The organism is Streptomyces sp. NPDC104106 (genome assembly GCF_055584345.1).
This window is the reverse complement of record NZ_JBVJMF010000007.1, coordinates 113,772-135,231: the sequence shown is the minus strand read 5'-3', so window position 1 is coordinate 135,231 and position 21,460 is coordinate 113,772. Positions and strand designations below refer to the sequence as shown.

The window sequence follows — 21,460 nt, the reverse complement described above, 5'->3', positions numbered from 1 at the left end:
GTCAGGCACTCCTTGCGGCTGGGGAGGGTCCGGGGAAGGCACAGGGCACGCACGTGCCGAGCGAGCGCGGGATGACGTACCCGGCATCCCGCCGGCACTCCGGGCACGTGCGGCGCGCGGTGTTGGCCTTGGCCAGGGCCGCCCACTTCGCCGCCGTCATGGGGCGTACGGGCTGGGCCAGGTCGACGCGGTAGAGGTAGGCGACGAGCGGGCCACGCCGGCGGCGGGGACGTTCGAGCTGGGCGGCCACCGGCTGACCGCCGGGCCGCAGCCCTTGCACCCTCAGTTGGCGGTAGGTGGCGTAGCCGTCCGGGGCGAGGCGCCACCGGAACACCGGCAGCGCCGCCATCACGCGGCCCGCTCAGCGAGCAGCGCATCCCGCAGCACGCGGGCACGGGCCGGGGAGACACGCAGCTCCCGGCGGATGCGCTCCCCGGTGAGGTGGGACTGAGGCCAGTCGGCCGTCAGGGTCCGCGCCTCAGCAAGGAGCTGTTCCTCCGTGCGCCTGACGCGGGGCGTCTTCGCGGCTTCCGGCACCCGGAACGTGGCCCGCACCACCGGGCGGGCCGACTCGGCCGCAACCGGCCGACCCGATCGAGCCGGCCCCGCCGGGGTCGATCCGATCGAGGGCGCGAGGGCCGGGAGCGGCTTGAGGGGGAGACTCGACTTCCCCGCATCGGCCGGGACCGGATCGGGCACCGCAAGCCGGGTCAGCGTGACCACGGGCGGGGTCGATTCCGGCAGGTCAGCCGTAGACCGAAACCTCTCGGTCTGGGACGAATCCTCCGCATTCACGGTCGTAGTATCGGGCGGGTCGATCGAGCCGAGCGGGGGCGCCGGAACCGGCTCGATCGGGCCCCACACCGGAAGAGCCCAGGACGGTGCGACATCGGGTGCGGGACGGCTCGTGACGCTGGCCAGGGCCCGGCCGGTGTCCTCACGGGCACGCGACTTCTCCAGCTTCGACCACGCCCCGGCAAGGGTCGTGGCGGTGGTGGCCTGGACGCGGGCGACGCGGGCGCCGGCGCCGGTCACCGCCGTCAGCCGGGTCTCCTCGGTGACGGCTTCCGCCCGCAGCCGGGCGCGGTCGACGGCCGCCCTGTCGCGGGCTTCCTGCTGGATTCCCCGGATCTGTGCCAGGGCGGTCGGGGTGAGCGCGGTGCGCTCCCACAGCGCGTGTACCAGCCAGAGCGCCTTGGCCGCGAGCGGGAACCAGGCCACGGCCAGCCACGCGGCGGCGTAGCCGGCGGTGAGCGCGTGGGCGACCAGGACGCCGGTCGCGATGACGCCGAAGGACCAGCCGACGCCAGTGACGACGTTGCTGTGGTCGCCTTGGGCGGCGAGACGGCGCTCGTAGGCGAGGGTGGCCAGCCATCCGCCGTCGATCCCCAGACCGACGATGAGCGCGATGGGCCACGGCACCGCAGTGCCCAGCCACATCACGACCACGGCCAGCGTGAGGACCATGGACACCGCCGTCATCGCGACGGCGGGCAGCGCGGTCTTGGCCTTCATGCCGAACCCCCGTCATCGGGCCAGGGGGTGTAGGTGAGCGGCCGTTGCGCCGTCCACGTACGCAGCGATTCGGCGGCGCCGGTGAGACCGTGGTTTTCGTCCAGGACACCGGCGAGGATGACCCGCACGTCGGACACCCGGCGCTCAATCAGGGTGGTGTACGCGCGTTCGTCGCCGTCGCTCAGGCCCGGAAGGGGGATGTTCAGCGCGTCGTGGACCGCCCGCAGCAATGCCACGGCCCCGTCGGGCAGGCCGTCCGGGCGTACGGGGAACTCGTTCATGCCGCACCGCCCGGCAGGATCGCCGTGGCCGTGCGGTTGGCCAGCGCCGCCCGCTCAGCCAGGACCCGGCGGCGGGCCCGGCGCAGGCGGCGTGCGTCCAGCTCGCTCGGCGTGCGGTCCAGGGTGGTGATCTGCGCGTCCAACAGGTCGACCTCCGCCAGGATCAGGGGGAGTTCCTGCTCGATCGCGTCCAGCTCCGCGTTCGTCGGCTCCATGAAGTCGGCGAACGCAGTAACAGCGTCCTGAACAGTGACGATGTGCTCCATTGGGTCGTGGATTCCTCTCACAGGTGAACGGCCCGAACAGCGGCTCCCGGGAGGCACCCCGGGAGCCGCGCGCCGTTTCAGATGGGTGGGCGTTAGAGGAGCTAGCGGCCGTTGACGTCGCGGATCTTGACGTTCCTGCCGTAGCCGTCGCGGTGACGGACGAGCTTGAAGTAGCTGCCCCCGACGTCCGTGATCCGGTGCCACTCGCCCTCGTACTGGACGTCCGTGCCGACCTGGTCCACGTTCGGGTGCTTGGGGTTGGTGATCCTCCGTCGCATGCGCGCGTCCTCTCGGGTCGGGAATGGAGACCGGGCGCGGAGTGGTGCTCCGACTCCCCGCACTCCTGTCCGTACGGCACCGCCGAAGCGGCCGGACGGGCGGGAGAGGCAGCCGGCCGCAGCGGCAGACGCTGCGAGACCAGGGAGCGGACCGGGCGCCGCCGGCCGGTCCACGGACCGGCGGCGCTAGGTATGTCGTCGGTTCACACCGACCTCCCGCGAGATCGCAGGGACACGGCTTCACCGGCGCACCGTTGCCACGGCAACACCGGTCCCGAGCCGGGAAAGTCGGGCGCGTCATCGTCACTGTTCTGACGCCAGCAGGGCGGCGCGTACCGGGTGGCACCCCTGAGGCTGGCCTCCACGCAATGAAGGGATGGTCCCCAGGGCTGTTCTCCAGAGCCGATACGCGGGACAGGACACGTTCACCTGTCACGAAGTGGCCGCCGGCGGCCGTCACCCGGGCCGTTGCGGGGACGGGGACTCGAACCCCGTCGATTCGACACACTGTTGAATTCTCAAGTAACTGACGCTTCCTTCGTACTCACCCCTGACGGGCTTTCCTCCGGGCGGCATCTTGTACAGCAGAGCCGTACGGGCTACCTCGTCCGCCTTGTCTGGAGGAGTGCCGCTGGCATGAGATTGCACGAGTCTTACTTGGAGAGTCAAGCCCCCTGGTCTAACTTGTACGGAGGAGTCGGAGCGGAGGAGACGTCTTAGTGGTGCGACGCGGTATGACGAAGGCGCAGGAAATCGCCTATGACCTGCGCGAACAGATCCTGTCCGGCGCGCTGGCGGGGGGTGAGGCCCTGCCGAGTGAGTCCAAGATGATGGGCCAGTACGGCTACAGCCGCGAGACCATCCGCGCCGGCGTACGCCTCCTGATCGAGGAAGGCTTGGTCGTCACCGGACAGGGACAGGGCAAGTACGTCCGCGAGGACTACCCCCCTGTCGTGTGGAACTGGACGACACTCGAGAGTCGAAGCCGGCACGCCAACGCGGTTGAGGGCCGCACGGCTGGCGACCAGTGGGCGAGCGCAATCGCAGAGAACGGAAACGCTCCCCGCCAAGAGATCTCGGTGTCCATCGTCGTGCCCCCACCCCACGTTCGAGAGCGACTTGGACTCTCTGAGGGCGGGTTGGCTGTGGCTCGCAAGCGTGTCCGGTTCATAGACAACCGGCCCTATGCACTCGCCGACTCGTACTTCCCTCAGGAACTGGTGGTCGGCACCCCCCTGATGGAGCCCCGAGACGTCTCCGCACCCGGCGGCATCCTCGCGTCCGTAGGACTCGTGCAAGCCAAGTACGTGGACGAAATCTCAGTCCGTATGCCGACTCATCAGGAAGCGGAGCAACTTGGCCTTCCCGCAGCTACTCCAGTCGCAGAGCACACCCGAACGGGCTATGACGCGGATGACCGCCCCCTCCGCTGCATGGTTACCATCCTCCCCGGAGACAGGCACAAGATCCTCTATGAAGTCAGTACGGACTGAGTACCTTCGCCCCGCAGCGGCGGAGGACGTACCCGCCCTTCTGGCCCTTCGAGCAGAAGCCGAAGGGTGGCTACGGACCAAAGGGACCGACCAATGGAGCGACCCGGAGACTGGCGAGCGCGCCATCTCGAAGTGGCGCGCGAGCATAGACGAGGGACGGGCATGGGTTATCGTCGGCGCAAGTGACCAAGTGCTTGCCACCGTGAGCCGTGGCCCTGTCGACCGGGACTTCTGGACCGATGCCGATCGTCCCGAAACAGCGCTGTACCTCTACAAGCTGATCGTCGCTCGTGAAGCGTCCGGCCAACAACTCGGAACGCGTCTCATCGACTGGATGTCCCGCCTTGCCGCTCTGGAAGGGCGAAGCTGGGTGCGCATCGACACCTGGCGTACGAATACCGGGCTGCACGCCTATTACGAGGGGCTTGGCTTTCGCCACGTCCGCACGGAGTCGCCGGCGCACCGGCGGTCAGGGTGGCTTGCTCAGCGGCCCGCGGGTGAACTAGTCATGCCCGATGACCTCTTGCCCGTCTTCCCGAACGTTGGGAGCCAGAGCGGGTCGCTTACTGCTGACTCCCAGGTGCCGCATCAGCGAGGATGACGTCTCAGCCCTTCCGCTGTCGCGCGAGCGCCCCCCGAATGTGGAAACGCGATCGGGGGGTCTTCCCTGTGCCGCCCTCAAAGCTCTGCCGGAATGCTTCCTCAGCCTGCCTCTCGCCTACGGAGCCCGTGTGGCAAGCGCTGCACGAAATGCTGTCGCGCAGAGTTACGGGACATTAATTGACTGTCAGGGGCAGATACGGTCGACCGTGTTGCTCCAGAGAAGGCCGGTGAGGTCGCTCGGGTCACGTCGGCCGTCGTTGGCAGAGAAACTGATATTAACGTCGCGCGAAACGCATGGGATCTGGAGACCGGCGGTTACCGTGCCATCGTTTCGGGCTTTGATCGGCCGCCAGTAATAGAGGTGATAGACGCGAGGTCCACCGATGTAGTCAGGTCCAATCCTTGCTAGCCGGATCGTCACATCTGCGCCACTCCGGTATCCAGATCCCGTCACGTAAAATATACTGCTGGCCCCGGATCCGCTTGTTGACACCGCTAGGCGAGGACGAGTCGGGGGTGGCGGCGGAGGCGAGATGTCCCCCGGATCGATCCTTTCGCCCACCGGAATCGTCCAACCATGCCAGCAGCGGTTGGGACCAACGGGTCGGGTGTCGCATCCTTCCACGACGAAGGACCACCATCCAGGTTCGTTCAGAGCAAATGTCCACCAACCTTCAGTATTGCCGGAAATATCCATCTGGCCCCTATTTTGGCCGTCCTTGTCCCAGCGGATGATGAAGTAGTCATACCTATAGTCACTGTTGGTGTTCCAGTGAACGTGGATGCGATTCTTCTTCTTGATGGTCCAGATCGTCATTTTTGGCGCTTGATCGGGGGACCAAGCCATTTGGCCATTCTCGAAGTCCTGGATCCGTCCATTGCGATTCGGGACATTACGCTCAAGGTTGATGGGGCACTTGAGCCTGTCATCGAACACTACTGTTTTGTTCCCGCCCATGACCCCAATATTTCCACCCTCTTTCCACGTATCACCGATCAAGCCGGACGGCATGAAGTAGCATGGCGCCTGCTCGGTCGTCTTTGGAACGGCCGCTACGGCTGGTGAGATCAGGCCGCCAGCTCCAGAGAGGATTACTGCCGAAGCCGCAGCTATCGCTCGTCGTGTACGCCTGTTCTGGCTCATGGATTCTCCTGCGACTTGAGCCCATGGGGCGAACCGAAGGGTTGTGACGACAGCGCGTCATGCTCCGCCAGCCGCCATACCCCCAGGCTGAGAAGCAATGCTCCTAATGCGCCTGAGGTCCAGTGCAGGTGAGCTACTTACTCACCGAGCGCTTGTAATCCCCCTTCAGTACACAGAGATCTGTGTACTCCTGGGTAATATTCGTTGGCGGCATATGCATGACGGTGTCAAATGCAACCCCGTCGATGCGTGCATCCATTGCGGACGGGTTGTCGTCCATCTCGGAGAATTCGGGCAACTCGACCGTGAAGAGAGTTGAGCCCGCATCAAGCGTACGCTTGAGAGTTACAGTCAAGGCCAATGCTTTGGGGTTGGAAATTTGCGAGACCGAAATTTTGTCACCGCTGTATTCCTTGGGCCCTTGCCCCACATCGACAGTCAGCTTTGGTGCGGGAACGATGTCGGGTTCGATACCGCCATCTGAAATGCGGTGAGACACAGTGTAGTTCACCGAGACCTTCTCGTTCTTCAGGCTGTAACGTTCAGTCACGAGTGGCATGGTCGATCTCTCTCTGTGACGCATCACCGGTAGCCATCGAGCTACCTTGTGAGTAGAGGTGTCAACGTCCTATGGGGATGACCTTGGGGCATCGCACCAAGAACGGACTGAGCAGAAGAGGAAGTAAATCCACCGTCCGGGCAGCCAATTTGCGTGCCACCTCCTAGCGTTGCACGTCTCGCGCTTGACCGCATCTGGAGACGTCAGGCCTGTCGCAGGGCTGACAGAGATTGAAAGTCAGATGGATGGGTGCACCGTTATTCAGGTTGAACTCCTGGTGTCCGGTGGGCTGATCGCGTCCAGGTCCGTGGTCTGTCCGGCTCGTCTGCTCCAAGAGTCCCGCCAGACGTCCGCTGCCCTAGCTGTGCTCGACCGCCTTCGTGGCCGACAGGATGTCAGCGCGAAGGCGCGAAACCACCGGAGGCCCCGCTCGGCGAGTGGGAGTCAGGGCGAAACCAATGGCCAACGACGGCTTGACCAGTGAAGACGCGCCGTCACGCTGACATCAACGCCTGACATCAACAGCCGTGCACACCAGCACACAACAACGGAGCAGTATCGGTCCACCCTCCGGACTGACGGCGCTGAACGGCTGGTTGGCGCCTCATGCTTCCAGGGTGAACGCGCCTACGGATCAGAAGGTTGCAGGTTCGAATCCTGCCGAGTGCACAACAGACCAGAGGCCCTGTGGAGTGATCCACAGGGCCTCTGGCTTTGCTGGGTACTGCTACTCATGCGTCCGCCTCGCTCGCACGAGCAAGATGGCGCGCATGAACTTACCCGTCGCCCCGCCGGCCTTCGACGCGACCACCGGCCCTGGACCGCACCGGCGTGCCGACCGGGGCGCCGACATCGGAGCCGGGTGCGGTCTGGTGTTCCTGGAGCTGATCGCCTTGGCGGTCATCTTTGGACTCTGGTTCCTGTCCGGGTTGGACCTCGACCCGGGCAGGACCGTCACGACCGACGCGTTGTGGGACTACCTGGCCGCCGCCGGCGGGGTCGGAGCCCTCGCCATCGCGGCGGCCGCGCTCGCCGCGCGGGCCCGGGCCGCCGTAACGGTCGTCACCCAGGCCGTCATGGCCGCCCTGATCTGCGTCATCCTCTCCGGTGGGGCTGCGGCGCAGGCCCACCAGGACCGGCTGTGCCGTGACATGCCGTCAGCCACGGGCTGCAAGGACAGCCGCTAGCTGCGGTTCGTCCGTCCGGCGCAGGGCGATCAACTGCCGATGCACCGCACGCAGCGGCTCCGGATCCGTCACTTCCCGGGGTATCACCTGGGCTCATGGTGCGACCACTAACGTCTACATGAATGTAGACGTTAATCCGCGTGTTGCCTGTGGGCTTGTTCCGGGCCACACGTGCGCCATGCGTTCCGCGGAGGGTCGGGCACGAGCCCCCCACCCTCACGGCTTAAGGAATGTCATGGCAAAGGCGTCCACCAAGTTCGTCCGCATCTGCGCGGGAACCGTCGCGGCTGCGGCCGTCACCGGGCTCGGCTACTCCGCGTCGGCGAGTGCCGCGACGACCCCGGCGACCGTGCCCGCGGGCTTCTCCACGACCGTGTTCGCCCATGCCGGGGGAAAGCTGACCGGGGCGGACGACATCGCTCGGCTCGGCGGCAAGCTCTTCGTCGGTTACCAGAACGGCGTCGGCTCCCAGGGCGAGCCCGCTGCCGACGGCACCAGGAACAGCACCGTGGTGGAGTTCGACAAGCACGGCAAGGAGGTCGCGCACTGGGACGTGGCCGGCAAGGTCGACGGTCTCGGCGCCGACAAGCGCACCGGGCAGGTCATCGCCACGGTCAACGAGGACGGCAACAGCAGCGCTTACACCATCGACCCGGACAGCAGGCACCACGCCGTCAAGCACTACCGCTTCAGCTCGCTGCCGCACGGCGGCGGCACCGACAACGTCAGTGTCCGGCACGGCGTCGTCTACATCGTCGCCTCCAACCCGACCGCGGACGCCAAGGGCAGCACCGCCGGCCGCCCCGCGCTCTACAAGGTCACCTTCCACGGCACCACCGCCAAGACCACCCCCGTCTTCGACGACAACATCACCGCCACCAACCTGGTGACCGGCAAGCCCGGCGCGCTCAACCTGACCGACCCGGACGCCAGCACCTTCGTCCCCCGCGGCGTGCCCGGCCTCGGCGGCAGCCTGCTGCTCGACGGCCAGGGCGACCAGCAGGCGGTCTTCGTCAAGAACTGGGGGACGAAGAAGCAGCACGCCGGCGTCCTGCCGCTGAGCCAGCAGGTCGACGACACCGCCTTCGCGACCTCCACCGAGGGCACGCTCTACGTGGTGGACAGCGCCAAGGGCGAGGTCATCGCCGTCACCGGCCACTTCGCCAAGGGCGAGGCGTTCGTCTCCGCGAAGGGCGGTCTCGGCACCCTCAGCCTGAAGACCGGCGCGGTCACCGCCTTCGGCAACGCCGTCTCCAGCCCGAAGGGCCTGCTCTTCGTCGCCGCCGACCGCGACGAGCGGAAGTAGACCGTTCCCCGCCCCGTAAACACCGACGGCCCCGGACATCTGCGGGGCCGTCGGTTTGTGTGCACTCGGCAGGAACCGAACTGCCCGTTGACTCGCCCTTACGGCGCGATCACCGGTACCGGCAACGCCTGAACTGCGCCGACAGGCCACGGACCATCGATACCCACCCTGGAACTCGAATGGCCGAGGAAAGGGAGTCGTGAACCTAAATGAAAGTCCGACCATGCGAATGTTGAGACGCTCGGCCCTCGGACGGAGTTCCAGGCTCGAAATGCCAGGCGAAATGGCGCGAGAGTCCGCAAGGGCCGGATCAGGTACCCGAAGGTTCCTACCGAGCAACCAGGAGGAGTACTCGTTATGCGAGTAGCTGCCCAAGCAAAGACGCAGTCGCGACGGCCGGGCCGGAGCGCCCGGCTCGTCGGCGTCGGCCTGACCACGACCGTGGCACTCGGCATCGCCGCCGGCCCCGCGTTGGCCCAAGCCGGTCCCGCGAGCGATGCAGGCGTGCAGCCCGTGCAGGTGGCGGACAACCCGCCTGTGTCCTGCCCCACGGGCGCGACGGGATTCAGGGTCGACAATCCCGCGACAGGCACCGTCTCGATCCCCGGTGACGGAACCTTCCAGCTCACTGTCACCAACACCCCCCAGGGACAGGTGTTCGGCTTCAACATCCCCCCGAATGACCACCGCGCGGCGGTCAAGGTCACCGCGAAGGGCGGAGCCGGCGGGGCCAACGTCTACACCTACGACAGTTCGACCGGTTTCCCCGCCGGCATTGCGGCCGACGGATCGCTCCACACCCCCATCAACCCGAGCGGCAAGTACGCGGACCTCAGCCACATCGACTTCTGCGTCGTCGTCAGCCGCTACCCCTGAGACGCCGACGGCGGACACTCACGAGGCCCCGGAGAGATCAGGGGCCTCGTGCGTTTGTGCGGCAAACGGGGCATATCGGGCTAGCGTGGAAGAGGGGGGCGTCGGGCAGATGCCCGGCGTCGGCCGATCGAACGGGGTGAGCCATGACCACTCACGCACGCACGACAGGTTCCGAGGCGGCGGCTTCCGGTGCGCCGGTTTCCCTCGTGCGGTCTCACGGGCCCCGCGCTGCGGCTGAGCACGTCGTCGCCGGCGATGCGGTGACCCTCCGCCTGGGCGGCGTGCGGCTGGAGCTGCCGCCCAGGGACCAGCTGGCGTTCCTCGCGGGCCTCGGCGTACTGACCGCACTCGAACTCATCGAATGGCCGGTCGCCCTCGCCATAGGTGTCGGGCACGAACTGGCCCGCAGCCGCCACGGCAAGGTGCTGCGTGAGTTCGGGGAGGCTCTGGAGGACGCGTGACACGCGTGACGGACGTCAGTTCAGCTGGAAGGTCGTCTCGACCGGGTAGTGGTCGCTGGGGGCGTCGGTGTCGGTCTGGCCGGTGCTCCAGCCGGACTGGGGGTCGAAGTCGACCTTGACGGCGGACGTCGCGGCCGGGACCGGGCGGCCCGGGGCGTCGAGGTAGCCGATGTAGTCGAGGTCGTCGCGGTAGTCCTTCGGGAAGGACTCGACGCCGGACATGTACTGGCACCAGGCGGAGACTGGGCAGTCCATGGTCCGCAGGGCCTGGCCGGGGTCGGTGGCCGGGGTGCCGAGGACGCCGTTCACCGCGCTCTGGGCGTTGGCGTGGTCGCCGCGCGCCTGGCCGCCGTAGTACTCGATGTTCATGTCGCCGCCGATCAGCACCGGCCCGCTCGGGCCGGCGACGCCGTCCACCCAGTTGCGGATCTCACCGAGCTGGGCGAGTCGGGTGGACTGGGTGGTGTCGGTGGACGTGCCGGACTGGTCGGCCTGGAGGTGGGTGCCGACCACCCAGCTCTTCACCCCGTTCTTGTCGATCTGCGCCAGCGCCGCGCCCTTGTTGGCCTGGTAGTCCCAGGTGCCGGTGGTCGAGTTGCTGAAGACGTGGGCGTACTGGGCGGTGATCGGGTACTTGGAGAGGATCATCGTGCCGCCGTTGATGACGAACGGCGAGTTGGAGCAGTCGCCGCTGATCCCCGTCCAGCCGCCGCCGGAGCAGACCTGGCCGACCACGGGCGTGTGGTACGGGTACAGGTCGGCGAGCTTGCCGGTGATGTCGGCGGTCGAGGTGTTGTTGAAGTCCTCGTCGAGCACCACCACGTCCGCGCTGTGCCGGCGGATGACCGACTCGATCACCGGGGTGCGCTGGGCCGCCTTCTCGTTCTGGGTCGTGTCGACGATCGGGGTGCCGAGGTCGACGTTCCAGGCGAACACCGACAGGCCGGTGCCGGTGGCCGCGCTCGCGGCGGGGGCCGTGTAGCCGCCGGCCCCGAGCAGCAGGGCAGCCGCGGCGGCGGTGAGGGTGGTGGCGGTACGACGCGGGACCATGCGCTCTCCTGAGGGGTTGGGGGCGCGTACATGACAGCGCGACAGACTCTAGGTACTCGCGGGTACGGCCGGAAGGGCGTCGGCGCGAACAGTGGCGGACCGGCGCGTGGAGAAAAGGTGTCTGGACAAGTCGCGGACGGGGGCCGTCGTCGCGGCGGGCTTCGCCGCTTCAGCACTCCTCGTCCGGGTCGTTCCGGTGCGGCTTCTCCAGGTACTCGTGCGCGAGGCCCGAGGCCCGGGTGAACCACGGCCCACTGTCAGACCCACCCTCTACGCTCGCGAGTGATGGCACGCGAATGGAGATGCTCGGGGGTGCGCTGGTCGTCGGACGGTCCGGTGCTGGTCTGGGACGGCGGGCGGCGCAGTGCGCTGCCGTGGGGGAAGCGGATCGCCTTCGCCGTGCCGGAGGACGGGGGGCGCCGTTGCGTCGGGGCGCGGGGGCACGGCTGTCCGGTGCGGGCCGCGGTGTCGGGCAGGAGCACGGGGGCCCGGTGCGAGGAGTGCGCGCGACTGGACCGGGCGCACTCCGTGGCCGCCGACACGATCGCCGACGACCCCCGGCCGTACCGGGTGTACCTGGCGTGGTTCGGGCCCGGGATGGCCAAGGTCGGGATCACCGCGGCCGAGCGGGGGGACGCCCGGCTGCTGGAGCAGGGAGCCGTCTGCTTCAGCTGGCTCGGTACCGGCCCGCTGATGGCCGCCCGGCGGACCGAGGAGCTGTTGCGGGCGGCTTTGAGGGTGCCGGACCGGATTCCGTACGCGCAGAAGCGGGCGGTGCGCTCGGCGCTGCCGCGGACCGGGGACGAGCGGGCCGCCGAGGTGCGGGAGCTGCATGCCCGGGCCGTGGCGCTCCCGGCGTGGCCGGAGTCCCTGCGGCCCGCCGCGTGCCACGTCGTCGATCACCTGACGGCGTTCGGGCTCGACCGCGCGGCGGCCGCGTCCGGTGAGGTCACCGAGCTGGTGCCGGGCGGAGCCGTCGGCGGCGAGCTGGTCGCGGCCGCCGGGCCCGATCTTCATCTGGCGGCCGGCGGGCGCGGGGCCGTCGTGCTCGACACGCGGCTGATGACCGGCTGGGACCTGGTGCCCCCGGCGGGCCCGCCATCCCACCGACTCGACCTTCCCGTACGGGAGTTCCGGGCCGCGCAGGACGGCCTCTTCTGAACGGGGCGGACATTCACCACGGGTGCGGACGCGGACGTGAGGAAGCGGGCGCGAAGAAGCGGACGTAAAGAAATGGATCCCGGACGGATCCCCTTCTGCAAGGTCTGTCGACGCCAGGCCGGCGCGCCCGCGAGAGTCGTGCCATGACCGAGCGGACAGACCACGAACCCCCTTACTACGCCGTCGTGTTCACCTCCCTGCGCCGGGCCGGCGACGAGGACGCGTACCAGCGGACCGCCGCCCGTCTCTCCCGTCTCGTCCGGGACGTCCCCGGGTTCCTCGGCGAGGACTTCGCCCGTGGGCCGGGGCCGGACGGGCTCGCCATCTCCGTCGCCTACTTCCGCGATCTCGAGGGGATCGAGCAGTGGCGGCGGCACCCCGAGCACCTTCAGGCCAAGCGGCGCGGACGGGAGCGGTGGTACGAGCGGTACGCCGTGCACATCGCCAAGGTCGAGCACGCGTACGGCTTCACGCGCGAGTGAGCGGGGGGGAGCGCTCGCCCAGGTCCTGCCTGGGAGCCGCCTGTGAGTTTCTCAGGGAAATCACAGATTGCGGAAAGCGTCTTCTCAGAGGACCCGGACAGGGTGTGCACCATGACCACGACCTCGCCCCAGGGGCGCACCGAACTGCTGAGGCCGGACGGGAGCCCCGTCCGAGTGCTTGTGGTGGACGACGAGCTGTCGATCACCGAACTCCTGAGCATGGCTCTTCGTTACGAGGGCTGGCAGATCAGGAGTGCGGGGGACGGACAGGGCGCCATACAGACCGCGCGGGAGTTCCGGCCCGACGCCGTCGTGCTGGACATGATGCTGCCCGACATGGACGGGCTCGCCGTCCTCGGCCGGCTGCGCCGGGAACTGCCGGACGTGCCCGTGCTGTTCCTGACCGCCAAGGACGCCGTCGAGGACCGTATCGCCGGACTCACCGCCGGCGGGGACGACTACGTCACCAAGCCGTTCAGCCTGGAGGAGGTCGTCGCGCGGCTGCGCGGGCTCATCCGCAGGTCCGGGGCCGCCGACCGGAGGTCGGACTCCGTGCTCGTCGTCGGGGACCTGACCCTCGACGAGGACAGCCACGAGGTGTCGCGGGGCGGCGAGAACATCCACCTGACCGCCACCGAGTTCGAGCTGCTGCGCTTCCTCATGCGCAATCCGCGGCGCGTGCTCAGCAAGGCGCAGATCCTGGACCGCGTGTGGTCGTACGACTTCGGCGGGCAGGCCAACGTGGTCGAGCTGTACATCTCGTATCTGCGGCGGAAGATCGACGCCGGGCGCGAGCCGATGATCCACACGCGGCGCGGGGCCGGTTACCTGATCAAGCCCGCCGTGTCATGAGCGGGCGGCGGCGGTCGGGTCTGCCGCAACGGCAGAAGCGGCGGAAGCGACGGGCGGGCCGGCCGCGTACGCTGCGGACCCGGCTCGTCGTCGCGTCGGTGACGCTGATCGCGGTGGTGTGCGCGGTGATCGGCACGGTGACGACGCTGGCGCTGTGCTCCCATCTGTACGTCCAGCTCGACGGTCAGCTGCGCGAGGTCGGGAAACGGGCGTCCGGCCAGTTCGGCCCGCCCGGCCAGGGCAAGGACGAGACGCTGCCCGGCGGTCGGCCGGACGGCCGGCAGAGCGGCCACCGGGTCGACCTCGACCAGTTCGTCAGCCGGGGCCCGCAGCCGTCGCAGAGCACGGTCGTGGCCATGGTGCGGAGCGGCACGGCGAGCGAGGGCAGGGTCGGTCACAAGTCCGCCGACGACTTCTCCATGAGCGCCAAGTCGCTGACCAAGGCGCAGCTCGCGGCGCTCGGCGCCGTGCCCCGCGACGACGGCACGCACACCGTGGACCTCCCCGGCCTGGGCAGCTACCGCGCGCAGTACGTCACCGGACCCAACGGCACCTACTACGTGGCCATCCCGACCCAGGCCGTCGACGACAACATCAACGCCCTGATCCTGATCGAGGTCAGCGTCACCGTGGCCGGTCTCGTGGCCGCCGGCATCGCCGGGTACGTGCTCGTCGGCGTCGCCACCCGCCCCCTGCGCAAGGTCGCCACCACCGCCACCCGGGTCTCCGAACTCCCGCTGCACACCGGCGAGGTGAACCTCAGCGAGCGGGTACCGGAGTCCGAGTGCGATCCGCACACCGAGGTCGGCCAGGTCGGCGCCGCGCTCAACCGCATGCTCGACCATGTGCACGGCGCCCTGCACGCCCGGCAGCAGAGCGAGATGCGGGTACGGCAGTTCGTCGCCGACGCGAGCCACGAGCTGCGCACGCCGCTCGCCTCGATCCGGGGCTACGCGGAGCTGACGCGGCGCGGGCGCGAGCAGGTCGGGCCCGACACGCGGCACGCCCTCGGCCGTATCGAGTCCGAGGCCGGCCGCATGACCCTCCTCGTCGAGGACCTCCTCCTCCTCGCCCGGCTCGACGCCGGGCGGCCGCTGCAGTTCGAGCAGACCGATCTCATCCCGCTCGTCGTGGACACCGTCAGCGACTCCCGCGCGGCCGGCATGGACCACAACTGGCGGCTCGACCTGCCCGACGAGCCCGCGCTCGTCTCGGCGGACGCGGCCCGGGTCCAGCAGGTGCTGGTCAATCTGCTCGGCAACGCGCGCAAGCACACACCACCCGGTACGACCGTCACCGCGCGCGTGCAGCGCCGGGGGCCGTGGACGTGCGTCGAGGTGGAGGACAACGGGCCGGGCATTCCCCCCGAGTTGCTGCCGCACGTCTTCGAGCGGTTCGCGCGCGGTGACTCGGCGCGCTCGCGGGCCACCGGGTCGACCGGGCTCGGCCTCGCCATCGTGCAGGCCGTGGCGACCGCGCACGGCGGCGCCGTGACCGTGGACAGCGTCCCGGGCCGCACGGTGTTCACCGTGCACCTGCCCGCGCTCGCCCAGGCCGTCGCGCACCCCGCTCCCGCCCCCGAGGCCGACCGGCGAGCGCACTCACAGGCGCAGCACAGTGCCACCACATGGGTGCGACAGGGCGCTTGAGTTGAGTCGGTTCCATGCGAACCGACTCTTCTCCCGGCACGCTGCCGGCGCGGGAGCACCTCCCGGCCGCAGCCGCCGGTACGCCTGTCCTGGACGTAGTGATCCCCGTCTACAACGAGGAGAAGGACCTCCAGCCGTGCGTGCGCAGACTGCACGACCACCTCACGCGCACCTTCCCGTACGCCTTCCGCATCACCATCGCGGACAACGCCTCGACGGACACCACCCCCCAGGTGGCGGCGCGGCTGGAGCAGGAGATCCCCGAGGTCACCAACTTCCGCCTGGAGCAGAAGGGCCGCGGCCGGGCCCTGCGTACCGTGTGGGCCGCGTCCGACGCGCCGATCCTCGCCTACATGGACGTCGATCTGTCCACCGACCTCAACGCCCTGCTGCCGCTGGTGGCGCCGCTGGTCTCGGGCCACTCCGACCTCGCGATCGGCTCCCGGCTGGCCCGGACCTCGCGGGTCGTGCGCGGACCCAAGCGGGAGTTCATCAGCCGCACGTACAACCTGATCCTGCGCGGCTCGCTCCAGGCGCGCTTCTCGGACGCGCAGTGCGGCTTCAAGGCCATCCGGCGCGATGTGGCGCAGGTGCTGCTGCCGCTGGTGGAGGACACCGGCTGGTTCTTCGACACCGAGATGCTGGTGCTCGCCGAGCGCGCGGGCCTGAGGATCCACGAGGTGCCGGTCGACTGGGTCGACGACCCGGACTCCACCGTGCACATCGTGAAGACCGCGACCGACGACCTCAAGGGCGTCTGGCGGGTCGGCAAGGCGCTCACCACCGGTTCGCTGCCGCTGGACCGCCTCGCCCGCCCGTTCGGTGACGACCCGCGCGACCGCGACATCCAGGACGTGCCCAAGGGACTGGCACGTCAGCTCGTCGGCTTCACCGCCGTGGGCGTCCTGTCCACCCTCTTCTACCTGGTGCTGTACAGCCTCTTCCGGCAGTTCTCCGGCTCCCAGGTCGCCAACGCGCTCGCCCTGCTGGTCTCGGCGGTCGCCAACACGGCCGCCAACCGCCGGCTCACCTTCGGGGTGCGCGGCCGGGGCGGCGCCGTCCGGCACCAGGCGCAGGGCCTGGTCGTCTTCGGTATCGGACTCGCCCTGACCAGCGGCTCGCTGGCCGCCCTGAACGCGGCCAGCCCCAGCCCGGCGCACTCCACCGAGCTGGCGGTGCTGGTCGCCGCCAACCTCGCCGCGACCGTGCTGCGCTTCCTGCTCTTGCGCGCCTGGGTCTTCCCGGACCGCGGCGACGCCACCCCGGCGCACGGCGCGAGCACGGCCCCGGCCACCGCGCCGTACGCCCCGAGCACGGCCCCGTACGTGCCGCTGCCGCAGCGCCGGCTGCCGCACCAGCAGTCGTACGGGCAGCCGCACCGGACCACTCAGGTCCGCGCCGGTGAAGCCGCGGACGGCAGCTGGAGGGACGCCACCATGCGGTTGCAGCCGGTGCGCCCTCATGACACCGATCCGGGGGACCCCCGATGACCACCGACCAGCAGAGCGGTACGACCGTCTGGGGGGCGCCCCCGACCGCTCCCCCGCGGGCCCCCGCGACCGGTGAGCCCGGGCAGACGGGCCTGCGCGGACTGTGGCGCGGCCGGCCCGAGGACCCGCGCTGGGCGCGCCCCGCCCTCCTCGGCCTGCTGGCCGCCACCCTCGTCCTCTACCTGTACGACCTCAGCGCCTCCGGCTACGCCAACTCCTTCTACTCGGCGGCCGTTCAGGCCGGCAGCACGTCCTGGAAGGCGTTCTTCTTCGGCTCGCTGGACGCGGGCAACGCCATCACCGTCGACAAGCCGTCCGCCTTCCTGTGGCCCATGGAGCTGTCGGTCCGCGTCTTCGGCCTGAACTCGTGGGCGATCCTCACGCCCGAGGTGCTGATGGGCGTGGGCACGGTGGCGGTCGTCCACGCGTCCGTGCGCCGCCGGTTCGGCCCGGCCGCCGGTCTGATCGCGGGCGCGGTGCTCGCGCTCACCCCCGTCGCCGCGCTGATGTTCCGCTTCAACAACCCGGACGCGATGCTGGCCCTGCTGATGGCGCTGGCCTGCTACTTCGTCGTGCGGGCGGTGGAGGACGGCCGGACCAGGTGGCTGGTGTGGGCCGGGGCCGCGATCGGTTTCGCCTTCCTCGCCAAGACGCTCCAGGCGTTCCTGATCCTGCCGCCGCTCGCGGTCGTGTACGCGGTGTGCGCTCCCGTGCCGGTGCGGAAGCGGCTCGGCCAGCTGGCCGCCGCGACCCTCGCGCTCGTCGTCGCGGGCGGCTGGTGGGTCGCGATCGTCGAACTGTGGCCGGCCTCCTCGCGCCCCTACATCGGCGGTTCGCAGAACAACAGCTTCCTGGAGCTGACCTTCGGCTACAACGGGCTCGGCCGGATCAACGGCGACGAGACCGGCAGCGTCGTCCCCGGTGGCAACGGCACCAACGGCGGGGGCGGGATGTGGGGCGCCACCGGCTGGAACCGGATGTTCAACTCCGAGATCGGCAGCCAGATCTCCTGGCTGCTCCCGGCCGCGCTGATCCTGCTGGCCGCCGGGCTCGTGGCGACCAGGGAGCTGAAGCGGACGTCCGCCACCCGCGCCTCGTTCCTGGTGTGGGGCGGCTCGCTGCTGATCACGCTGGTGATCTTCAGCTACATGGCGGGCATCTTCCACCAGTACTACACGGTGGCCCTCTCCCCGTACCTCGCGGCCGTGACCGGCATGGGCGCCGGGCTGCTGTGGGAGAGGCGACGGGAGTTGTGGGCGTCGAGCACCCTCGCCACCTCCGTGGTCGCGGCGGCGGCCTGGGGCTACGTCCTGCTCGACCGCACGCCCGACTACCTGCCCTGGCTGCGGTGGCTGGTGCTGATCGGCGGTCTGGCGGCCGCGCTGGGCCTGGTCTTCACGGGCCGGATCTCCCGGCAACCGGCCCTCGGGGCGGCGGCCGTGGGCCTGGTGGCCGCGCTCGCCGGTCCCACGGCGTACAGCCTCAGCACGGTGGACTCCGCGCACACCGGCTCCATCCCGACGGCCGGTCCGGCGGGCGCGAGCGTGAGGGGCTTCGGCGGCGGTCCGGGCGGCGGCAGGGGCGGCATGCGCGGCGGCTTCGGCGGCGCGATGCCCGGCCGGCAGGGCCAGGGGCAGAACGGCAACGGCTTCCCGGGTGGTGGCGGGTTCGGCGGCGGTGCGCCGGGCCAGAGCCGGCAGAACCAGCACCAGCACCAGACGCCGCAGAACGGCAACGGCGGCACGCAGGGCCAGGGGCAGCCGGGCAACGGTTTCCCCGGCGCGGGCCGGACGGGCGAGGGCGGCATGGGCGGCGGCGGTGGCGCCGGCGGCCTGCTGAACGGCGCGAACGTCTCCGCCGCCGCCAAGCGGCTGCTGGCGAAGGACGCCTCCCTGTACACCTGGGTCGCCGCGTCCGCCGGCTCCCAGAACGCGGCCAGCTACCAGCTCGCCACCGGTGACCCCGTCATGGCGATCGGCGGCTTCAACGGCACCGACCCGTCCCCGACGCCGGCCCAGTTCAAGAAGTACGTGGCGGAAGGAAGGATCCACTACTTCATCGCCGGCGGCGGCATGGGCGGCAGCAGCGGCGGCACCGCCTCCCAGATCAGCTCGTGGGTCCAGAGCACCTTCAAGAAGGTGACGGTCGGTTCGGCCACCTTCTACGACCTCACCCGGAAGAACGGCGGCTGAGCGAAGGAGACGGCGAGCCCGACGGCCAGGATGTGCGTTGTACACCGTATAGTTACGGCTATACGGTGTACAACATGACCGCTTCCCCAGGCCATCCCCAGCGCTGGCTGATCCTCGGCGTCATATGCCTGGCCCAGCTCACCGTGGTGCTCGACAACACGGTCCTGAACGTGGCCATCCCCTCGCTGACCCGCGAGCTGCACGCGGCGACCGCCGACATCCAGTGGATGATCAACGCCTACTCGCTGGTGCAGTCGGGACTGCTGCTCACCGCGGGCAGCGCCGCCGACCGCTACGGCCGCAGGAAGATGCTGACGGCCGGGCTCGCCCTGTTCGGCATCGGCTCGCTCGTGGCCGGACTCGCCCACTCCACCGGTCAGTTGATCGCCGCGCGGGCCGGCATGGGCATCGGCGGCGCGCTGCTGGTGACCACCACGCTGGCGGTGGCGATGCAGATCTTCACACCCGAGGAGCAGCCGAAGGCGATCGGGATCTGGAGCGCGGTCAACGCCCTCGGCTTCGCGGCCGGCCCGCTGATCGGCGGCTTCCTGCTGGGCCACTTCTGGTGGGGCTCGATGTTCCTGGTCAACATCCCGGTCGCGGCGCTGGCCCTGGTCGCCGTCGTGGCCCTGGTACCGGAGTCGAAGGACCCCCGGGGCGACCGTCCGGACCTGCTCGGGGCGCTGCTGTCCACCATCGGCATGACCGCGGTCGTCTTCGCGATCGTCTCCGGCCCGCACCATGGCTGGGCCTCGCCGCGGGTGCTGGTCACGGCGGCCGTCGCGGTGCTGGTCCTCGCGGCGTTCGCCTGGTGGGAGGGCCGGGCCACGGAGCCGATGCTCGACCCGCACTTCTTCCGAGACCGGCGCTTCACGGGCGCGGTCGCGGGGGTCGTGCTCATCACCTTCGGCATGACCGGTTCGCTGTTCCTGCTCACCCAGCACCTGCAGTTCGTGCTCGGCTACGAGCCGCTGGAGGCCGGCCTGCGCACCGCTCCGCTGGCGCTGACGGTCGTCCTGCTCAACTCCACCGGTGTCGCGGCGAGGTGGTCCACGAGGCTCGGGACGCCCGGGTCGGTCGCCCTCGGCATGGCCTTGATGTCGGCGGGCCTGGCCGCCATCGCCGAGATCGACACGAACGGCTACGCCGGTACGCTGCTCGGCCTGCTGCTGATCGGCGTGGGCTGCGCGATCGCCAACCCGGCGATGGCACACGCCATCATGAGCGCGATCCCGCCGGAGAAGGCGGGGGTGGGGGCCGGGATCAACGGCACGCTCGGCGAGTTCGGCAACGGGCTCGGGGTGGCCGTGCTGGGCGCCGTCCTCAGCTCCTCCGTGGCGTCGGGCGCGTCCCTGTCGTCCGGTCTGGGCGCCGGTCAGTTGGTGGGGGCGGTCGCCGTGCTGGCCGGGGGGTCGGTCGCGGCCGGGCTGCTGCGGCGGGCGGAGCGGCAGGCCGCCCGAGGGGCCGGGGCCGGCGCAGGCCCCGCGGCTTAGAGTTGGACCACTTGGCCGGAACCGTAAAGGGAGGCGCCGATGGCGGAGCAAGGTGCGCGGTCGGCGCGGGACAGTGTGTGGCTGCGGGAGGTGAAGGCACAGCGCAGCGGACGCAGCGCCCAGCCCTCCGGGCTCGACCGGAAGCGGATCACCGAGGCGTCCGTACGGCTGCTGGACACCGAAGGGCTGGCGAAGTTCTCCATGCGGCGGCTGGCCGCCGAGCTGAACGTCACCGCGATGTCCCTGTACTGGTACGTCGACACCAAGGACGACCTGCTCGAACTCGCCCTGGACGCCGCCTACGGCGAGCTGCGGCTGCCCGACCCGGAGGACGAGCGGGCGGACTGGCGCGAGCAGTTGCGGCGGCTGGCCGCGGAGTACCGGGCGCTGCTGGTGCGCCACCGCTGGCTCTCGCCGCTGGCCGGCCGGTACCTGAACATCGGCCCCACCTCGCTCGCCTTCTCCCGCACCGTCCAGCGCGTCATCCGCCGCACCGGTCTGCCGACGCACCGCGTGATGGGCGGCATCTCGGCCGTCTTCCAGTTCGTGTACGGCTACGGCACGCTGGAGGCGCAGTTCATGTCCCGGATCGCGGACTCCGGACTGACACCGGACGACTACTTCCAGCAGGCCATGGCCTCGGCGGAGCAGGACGCCGAGGCCGGGCACTACGTCCAGGAATCCAAGGTGATCATGGAGGCCCGCGGCGGTGACACGGTCGCCGAGATGATGGACCGCGACTTCGACTTCGCCCTGGACCTCCTGATCGCCGGCATCGAAGCCATGGTCGACCGGGGCTGACGCCCCCGCCGCCCCTACTCCCCGACCACGAGCCGGGCGGGAAAGCCTCCGGTGGCCAGGGGGCCCCAGCGTTCGGGGGTGAGGCGGATGATGGACTTGCCCTGTTTGACCATGGCGGCGCGAGCCCCCTTTGTCTGCGTCCCTCGCACTGCTTCGCAGGCTTCGGGACGCGGCGCCGGACTCCGTCCGTCGGTTGTCGTGGGGCGGTGTCGTCAGTCGTTGGTGACGAGCCGGGCGGGAAAGCCTCCGGTGGCCAGGGGGCCCCAGCGTTCGGGGGTGAGGCGGATGATGGACTTGCCCTGTTTGACCATGGCGGCGCGA

The 21,460-nt window shown here is 69.7% G+C and carries 21 protein-coding genes and 3 pseudogenes; 14 read left to right on the top strand and 10 right to left on the bottom strand.

What is annotated here, in order from left to right; genetic code table 11:
- Position 1: 1 nt before the first annotated feature.
- The 5 genes and pseudogenes from ACZ60X_RS18575 to ACZ60X_RS18555 all read right to left on the bottom strand — a co-directional run bounded on the left by ACZ60X_RS18575 (position 2) and on the right by ACZ60X_RS18555 (position 2,340).
- A complete protein-coding gene (locus tag ACZ60X_RS18575; RefSeq protein WP_469599495.1) occupies positions 2-349 on the bottom strand; it encodes an RRQRL motif-containing zinc-binding protein in 348 nt (115 codons plus the stop codon).
- 475 nt (positions 350-824) lie between these two features.
- Positions 825-1,515: pseudogene (locus tag ACZ60X_RS18570) on the bottom strand (protein spdB); the annotation flags it as partial.
- On the bottom strand, positions 1,512-1,796 hold the full coding sequence (locus tag ACZ60X_RS18565; RefSeq protein ID WP_469599493.1) for a hypothetical protein: 285 nt from the start codon (positions 1,794-1,796) through the stop codon (positions 1,512-1,514). The pseudogene ACZ60X_RS18570 and the gene ACZ60X_RS18565, both read right to left, overlap by 4 nt.
- Positions 1,793-2,062, bottom strand: coding sequence for a DUF6284 family protein (locus ACZ60X_RS18560; protein ID WP_469599491.1), 270 nt, complete (start codon positions 2,060-2,062; stop codon positions 1,793-1,795). Before ACZ60X_RS18560 ends, ACZ60X_RS18565 begins: the two co-directional genes overlap by 4 nt.
- Before the next feature lie 101 nt (positions 2,063-2,163).
- Entirely contained in the window at positions 2,164-2,340 is a 177-nt protein-coding gene (locus tag ACZ60X_RS18555; protein ID WP_469599489.1) for a hypothetical protein, read from the bottom strand.
- A 734-nt stretch (positions 2,341-3,074) separates the two neighbouring features.
- On the opposite strand from ACZ60X_RS18555, the gene ACZ60X_RS18550 reads away from it, so the two are divergent.
- Together ACZ60X_RS18550 and ACZ60X_RS18545 are read left to right on the top strand one after the other, a co-directional pair.
- A complete protein-coding gene (locus ACZ60X_RS18550) occupies positions 3,075-3,833 on the top strand; it encodes a GntR family transcriptional regulator (RefSeq protein WP_469599487.1) in 759 nt (252 codons plus the stop codon).
- Complete coding sequence (locus tag ACZ60X_RS18545) at positions 3,745-4,434, top strand: GNAT family N-acetyltransferase (protein WP_469599485.1); 690 nt, start codon at positions 3,745-3,747, stop codon at positions 4,432-4,434. Before ACZ60X_RS18550 ends, ACZ60X_RS18545 begins: the two co-directional genes overlap by 89 nt.
- 186 nt (positions 4,435-4,620) lie before the next feature.
- Here the strand turns inward: ACZ60X_RS18545 and ACZ60X_RS18540 are convergent, their stop codons facing one another.
- Together ACZ60X_RS18540 and ACZ60X_RS18535 are read right to left on the bottom strand one after the other, a co-directional pair.
- A complete protein-coding gene (locus ACZ60X_RS18540; RefSeq protein ID WP_469599483.1) occupies positions 4,621-5,580 on the bottom strand; it encodes a hypothetical protein in 960 nt (319 codons plus the stop codon).
- Between the two features lie 133 nt (positions 5,581-5,713).
- A complete protein-coding gene (locus ACZ60X_RS18535) occupies positions 5,714-6,130 on the bottom strand; it encodes a hypothetical protein (RefSeq protein WP_469599481.1) in 417 nt (138 codons plus the stop codon).
- A 779-nt stretch (positions 6,131-6,909) separates the two neighbouring features.
- On the opposite strand from ACZ60X_RS18535, the gene ACZ60X_RS18530 reads away from it, so the two are divergent.
- The 4 genes from ACZ60X_RS18530 to ACZ60X_RS18515 all read left to right on the top strand — a co-directional run bounded on the left by ACZ60X_RS18530 (position 6,910) and on the right by ACZ60X_RS18515 (position 9,969).
- Positions 6,910-7,326 carry a DUF6234 family protein gene (locus ACZ60X_RS18530; RefSeq protein ID WP_469599479.1) on the top strand — a complete coding sequence of 139 codons (417 nt, stop codon included), beginning with the start codon at positions 6,910-6,912 and terminating at the stop codon, positions 7,324-7,326.
- A gap of 235 nt (positions 7,327-7,561) precedes the next feature.
- The gene (locus ACZ60X_RS18525) at positions 7,562-8,632 is read left to right on the top strand and encodes a hypothetical protein (RefSeq protein ID WP_469599478.1); all 1,071 of its coding nucleotides are present in this window, start codon (positions 7,562-7,564) and stop codon (positions 8,630-8,632) included.
- Between the two features lie 357 nt (positions 8,633-8,989).
- Complete coding sequence (locus ACZ60X_RS18520) at positions 8,990-9,508, top strand: hypothetical protein (RefSeq protein ID WP_469599475.1); 519 nt, start codon at positions 8,990-8,992, stop codon at positions 9,506-9,508.
- Between the two features lie 260 nt (positions 9,509-9,768).
- Positions 9,769-9,969: a hypothetical protein gene (locus ACZ60X_RS18515; RefSeq protein WP_469599473.1), complete on the top strand. Its 201-nt coding sequence runs from the start codon at positions 9,769-9,771 to the stop codon at positions 9,967-9,969.
- A gap of 15 nt (positions 9,970-9,984) precedes the next feature.
- Here ACZ60X_RS18515 and ACZ60X_RS18510 read toward each other — a convergent pair whose 3' ends face one another.
- Positions 9,985-11,019 (bottom strand): sphingomyelin phosphodiesterase, encoded by a 1,035-nt coding sequence (locus tag ACZ60X_RS18510; protein ID WP_469599471.1) that lies wholly within the window; start codon positions 11,017-11,019, stop codon positions 9,985-9,987.
- A gap of 285 nt (positions 11,020-11,304) precedes the next feature.
- Here ACZ60X_RS18510 and ACZ60X_RS18505 point away from each other — a divergent pair, with 285 nt between their 5' ends.
- The 8 genes from ACZ60X_RS18505 (at position 11,305) to ACZ60X_RS18470 (ending at position 21,139) form a co-directional block, all read left to right on the top strand.
- Positions 11,305-12,180 carry a DUF2797 domain-containing protein gene (locus ACZ60X_RS18505; protein ID WP_469599469.1) on the top strand — a complete coding sequence of 292 codons (876 nt, stop codon included), beginning with the start codon at positions 11,305-11,307 and terminating at the stop codon, positions 12,178-12,180.
- A 143-nt stretch (positions 12,181-12,323) separates the two neighbouring features.
- Entirely contained in the window at positions 12,324-12,662 is a 339-nt protein-coding gene (locus ACZ60X_RS18500) for an antibiotic biosynthesis monooxygenase family protein (protein WP_469599467.1), read from the top strand.
- Positions 12,663-12,773: 111 nt separating this feature from the next.
- A complete protein-coding gene (locus ACZ60X_RS18495) occupies positions 12,774-13,514 on the top strand; it encodes a response regulator transcription factor (protein WP_469599465.1) in 741 nt (246 codons plus the stop codon).
- Positions 13,511-15,163 carry an ATP-binding protein gene (locus ACZ60X_RS18490; RefSeq protein WP_469599463.1) on the top strand — a complete coding sequence of 551 codons (1,653 nt, stop codon included), beginning with the start codon at positions 13,511-13,513 and terminating at the stop codon, positions 15,161-15,163. Before ACZ60X_RS18495 ends, ACZ60X_RS18490 begins: the two co-directional genes overlap by 4 nt.
- Before the next feature lie 14 nt (positions 15,164-15,177).
- Positions 15,178-16,653 carry a bifunctional glycosyltransferase family 2/GtrA family protein gene (locus ACZ60X_RS18485; protein ID WP_469599461.1) on the top strand — a complete coding sequence of 492 codons (1,476 nt, stop codon included), beginning with the start codon at positions 15,178-15,180 and terminating at the stop codon, positions 16,651-16,653.
- Positions 16,650-18,845, top strand: a complete 2,196-nt coding sequence (locus ACZ60X_RS18480) for an ArnT family glycosyltransferase (protein WP_469599459.1) — start codon at positions 16,650-16,652, stop codon at positions 18,843-18,845. Before ACZ60X_RS18485 ends, ACZ60X_RS18480 begins: the two co-directional genes overlap by 4 nt.
- Before the next feature lie 74 nt (positions 18,846-18,919).
- Entirely contained in the window at positions 18,920-20,338 is a 1,419-nt protein-coding gene (locus ACZ60X_RS18475; RefSeq protein ID WP_469599457.1) for an MFS transporter, read from the top strand.
- A gap of 39 nt (positions 20,339-20,377) precedes the next feature.
- Positions 20,378-21,139 (top strand): TetR/AcrR family transcriptional regulator, encoded by a 762-nt coding sequence (locus ACZ60X_RS18470; RefSeq protein WP_469599455.1) that lies wholly within the window; start codon positions 20,378-20,380, stop codon positions 21,137-21,139.
- A gap of 14 nt (positions 21,140-21,153) precedes the next feature.
- Here the strand turns inward: ACZ60X_RS18470 and ACZ60X_RS18465 are convergent.
- Together ACZ60X_RS18465 and ACZ60X_RS18460 are read right to left on the bottom strand one after the other, a co-directional pair.
- Positions 21,154-21,261: pseudogene (locus ACZ60X_RS18465) on the bottom strand (PPOX class F420-dependent oxidoreductase); the annotation flags it as partial.
- Positions 21,262-21,351: 90 nt separating this feature from the next.
- A pseudogene (locus ACZ60X_RS18460) lies at positions 21,352-21,460 on the bottom strand (PPOX class F420-dependent oxidoreductase); the annotation flags it as partial.